General features: G+C 59.4%; 3 protein-coding genes and 1 pseudogene. 3 read left to right on the forward strand and 1 reads right to left on the reverse strand.

Going from position 1 to position 4066, the window contains the following annotated elements; genetic code table 11:
• The coding region (locus AAC083_RS06735; protein WP_258224620.1) for a LysR substrate-binding domain-containing protein at positions 1-501 on the forward strand (501 nt) is incomplete at its 5' end.
• Here the strand turns inward: AAC083_RS06735 and AAC083_RS06740 are convergent.
• Positions 490-955 (reverse strand): annotated as a pseudogene (locus AAC083_RS06740) (hypothetical protein); the annotation flags it as partial. The gene AAC083_RS06735 and the pseudogene AAC083_RS06740 sit on opposite strands and share 12 nt — an antisense overlap.
• Positions 956-1098: 143 nt before the next feature.
• Between AAC083_RS06740 and AAC083_RS06745 the strand changes: the two are divergent.
• On the forward strand, positions 1099-1290 hold the full coding sequence (locus AAC083_RS06745) for a hypothetical protein (protein WP_042034788.1): 192 nt from the start codon (positions 1099-1101) through the stop codon (positions 1288-1290).
• Between the two features lie 72 nt (positions 1291-1362).
• Positions 1363-3936 (forward strand): bifunctional acetate--CoA ligase family protein/GNAT family N-acetyltransferase, encoded by a 2574-nt coding sequence (locus tag AAC083_RS06750; RefSeq protein WP_108536154.1) that lies wholly within the window; start codon positions 1363-1365, stop codon positions 3934-3936.
• The last annotated feature ends 130 nt before the right edge of the window (positions 3937-4066 follow it).

Below are 4066 nucleotides of genomic sequence, written 5' to 3' on the forward strand. Positions count from 1 at the left end.
GCAGTGGACAGGATCCTGGCCGACGAAGCCGATCTCGCCATCGCCGCGCGGCCGGATGCGCTCTCCGCCAAGCTGGAATTTGCTAGCCTGCAACAGGTACCGCTGGTGTTCATCGCTCCACGCAACCCGCCTCAACCCAACCAGTGGTTCTTGCAGGGAGAGCCCGACTGGGAGCGGCTGCCGCTGATCCTCTCCGAGCAGGGTCTGGCGCGAAAGCGATGTGACCAGTGGTTTCGCAACAAGGGCATCGCCCCCAACATCTATGCCGAGGTGGCGGGCAACGAGGGGATAGTCGCCATGGTGGCGCTCGGTTTTGGCGTCGGGCTGGTGCCTGCTGCCGTGATCGATCACAGCCCCATGGGGGAGAAAGTGCGCATAGTCGAGCCCAGACCGGCGCTCAAGCCGTTCGATGTCGGCATCGCCGTACTCAAGAAGCGGCTGGAAGAGCCGCTAATCCGCGCCTTCTGGGATACCGCGCGCGGCCAGGGGTCACTGCGCTGACGAGCTGACCACGTCGGCCATCATGGCACGGCAGCTGGCGGGAAGATCCGGGTTATCCAGCGTCAGCCGACGAATAGTACTGCCAACCCCCTCCCCAACAAAACGCTCGAACACACCCGATTGGCGCACCCGCTGCAACCCGAGCTCAATGCGTTGTGCCAGCTCGGGATATTTTGGCAAGATAAAAAAACAGCAGCGCCAGCGGATAACGAAACACCAGATGAGACTCGATGTTCACATCCGGATGCGGCTTGTGCTCCGATGAAGTCGCGCACTCTGCTTGCGCAGCATGTTGAACAAAGCCTCCTACAAACTGCCGACCACAATCCTGGGACCGTTCGTCTTGAGCAGGCAGGTAGCGGCGCTGACCTATGGTGAGCCCGGGGTAATGCCAGTCAGTCAAGGGGTGAACCCTGGCAAAACACCCTTCATCCCCTTGCCGGATGAGGATGATCCCGCAGCAGGTTCCAGGCCCGACAACCAGAGAACTCCCCCGCAGATGTGTGAGCTTCTTCGTGTCAAATCTGACAATGGTCATAACGAGACGGTGGTCACAGGCTAGAATCTACGTTCAGCCTGAATGGAAGGAGCCTCGCCATGATGCGTCATCTGATCGAAATCAACAGCTCACAGCTGTTTGAAGAGTACCTGCAGAGCATGGGTGTACCGCAGACCTCGCTGGATCAAGAGCAGGACATCTATCTGCAGGAACGCCATATGGCGGCGGTGCGTCAGATCCAGGGCAAGATGAAGTTTTATCTGCGAGCCAGTGCCCTCACCAAACAGTGATCCGCAACCGGTCACAGAACAGGCAGTCAAAGCGTATTACACTGGCACCATCCGCCACCCACGGGAGTGCCCATGAAACCAAGCGGCCTAGATCGGCTCTTCAAACCCCAGTCAATCGCCGTCATCGGTGCCTCAACCGACCCGCAGAAGGCGGGTCATGTAGTCATCAGACACCTGCTCGCGGGCCAGTTTAAGGGCCCCATACTGCCGGTCAGCCCGCACAGCAAGGCCATCGCCGGCGTACTGGCCTATTCCGATATCAGCAGCCTGCCGCTCTCCCCCGATCTCGCCATCATATGTACCAAACGCGAACGGGTACTGCCACTCATCGAAGAGTTGGGCAAGAAAGGCGCCGGAGCGGCCATCATACTGGCTGCCGACTTCTCCATGCAGGAGAGAACACAGCTTCAACAGCTGAGTCGCCAATACGACATTCGCTTGCTCGGCCCCAACAGCATGGGCATGCTGTTGCCGGGTCAGGGCATCAATGCAAGCTTTTCCCCCATCGCAGCCAAACCTGGCCAGGTTGCGTTTCTCTCCCAGTCAGCCGCCGTCAGCACCACCATTCTGGACTGGGCCAAGCAACATGAGCTGGGTTTCTCCGCCTTTATCTCCCTCGGCGATCACTGTGACATCGACTTCGGCCAACTGCTGGATCAGCTCTCCCGCGATGGAACCACTCGCGCCGTCCTGCTCTACATGGACAAGCTGCACGACGCCCGCCACTTCCTCTCGGCAGCGCGGGCGGCCTCACGCAACAAACCCATTCTGGTACTCAAGAGCGGTCGCCACGATCCGGCCAATGGCCTCGACAACGTCTACGATGCAGCCATTCGGCGCGCAGGCATGCTGCGGGTGCGAGATACCCACGAGCTGTTTGCCGCAGTCGAAACCTTGAGCCACTCCCTGACCCTCAAGGGGGAAAGACTGGCCATCATTTCCAATGGCCGTGGACTGGCCAACATGGCGGTCGACGTGCTGCTGGAGCGGGGCGGCAAACTGGCCATGCCGCCACGGGACATCGGCAGTGATGCCGATATTGCCGCCTATCAGCAGGCGCTGGAGACCCTGCTGCAAGGGGATAACGCCGACGCTATCCTGCTCATTCACGCCCCCTCCCTCACAGCGCGCGGGGCCGCGCTGGCCAGCAGCCTGATCGACTACGTCAAACAACATCCCAGGGCCAGACGCTTCAATATACTGACCAACTGGGCAGGAGAATACTCGGCGCAAGAGGGACGTCGTCTGTTCAGCGAGGCTGGATTTCCGACCTATCGTACCCCGGAGAGCGCAGTCGCCGCCTTCATGCACATGGTGGAATATCGCCGCAACCAGAAGCAGCTGATGGAAACGCCCGCCTCCCTGCAGGGCGACAAGCTCAACGTCGAGCTATGTCAGCAGTTGATCCACCAAGCGCTGGAGCGCAAACAGCTCACACTTGATACCCACCTTGTTCACCCCATACTGCAAGCCGCCGGGCTCTCTACTCTGCCGACCTGGATCGTCTCCGATGCCATCGAGGCCACCCTGACCGCAGAGCAGATCGGCTATCCCGTCGCGGTCAAACTGCGCTCACCGGATATTACCCACAAGTCTGCAGTGCACGGCGTCATGCTGAACCTGCGCACCTCGGCCGAAGTCGCCCAGGCAGCGGATGCCATTCTCGACAGGGTGAGGCAACACGACCCGGGGGCACGTATCGAAGGGTTGCTGGTACAACGGATGGCGCGCCGCAGCGGCGGTCTGGAGCTGAGGATCCGCCTGCAACAGGATCCTGTCTTCGGCCCCGTCATCCTGCTCGGCGAATCGGGGGCCGAGCCGCAAGAGATGGTGGCCGCACTCCCGCCATTGAACCAGGCGCTGGCACGCTACCAGATCATAGGTGCCCTCAAGAGTCGCAAGATCCGCGAGCAAGCTACACCCGAAAAACTCGATATCGATGCACTGGGTCAAGTGCTGTGCCAGCTGTCAGAGCTGCTGCTGGCCTTCCCCGAGATCCAGGAGCTGGACCTGCATCCGTTGCAGGCATGTGGGGCCGAGATGGTCATTCTGGATGCCAGCCTGACGCTGATGCCTGTGGTGCAGGGACGTAATACGCTAGCCATACGCCCCTATCCCACCGAACTGGAAGAGGGAGCCTGGCTCAAGGATCAGAGTCATGTGCTGCTGCGCCCGATCCGGCCTGAGGATGAACCCGCACATAAGCAGTTTGTGCTCAAGGTATCTGATGAAGACAGGTACAAGCGCTTCTTTGCCGATGTGGGTGAACTGGGTCACGAAGAGCTGGCCCGCATGACCCAGATCGATTACGACCGGGAGATGGCCTTCGTAGCCATCGGACAGGACGGGGTCTTCAGTCAGCAGATCCTCGGGGTGGTAAGGGCTATTTCCAACCCGGATCAATCCGATGCAGAGTTTGCCATTCTGGTACGTTCCGACCTGAAAGGACTTGGGCTCGGCAAGCTGATGATGGAGAAGATAGTGCGCTACGCCAAAGAGCGGGGCATTGGTCAGCTATCCGGCATGACCATGCCCAGCAATCGCGGCATGATCAATCTGGCCAAGCGTCTTGGTTTCAAGATCGATATCCAGCTGGAAGATGGGGTGGCCAATATGGAGCTACCCTGTGCCAGTCAGGGTCAATGAAGAAGGGAATAAGCTATTTTATAGCTTATAAATGACTGATTTTAGGCAATAAAAAAGCCCGCTCTGATGAGCGGGCTTTTAATGTTGGGTGCCTGGCAGTGTCCTACTCTCGCATGGCGAATGCCACACT

This window comes from Aeromonas sp. HMWF014 (genome assembly GCF_963878295.1).
Taxonomy (GTDB): Bacteria; Pseudomonadota; Gammaproteobacteria; order Enterobacterales; family Aeromonadaceae; genus Aeromonas; species Aeromonas popoffii.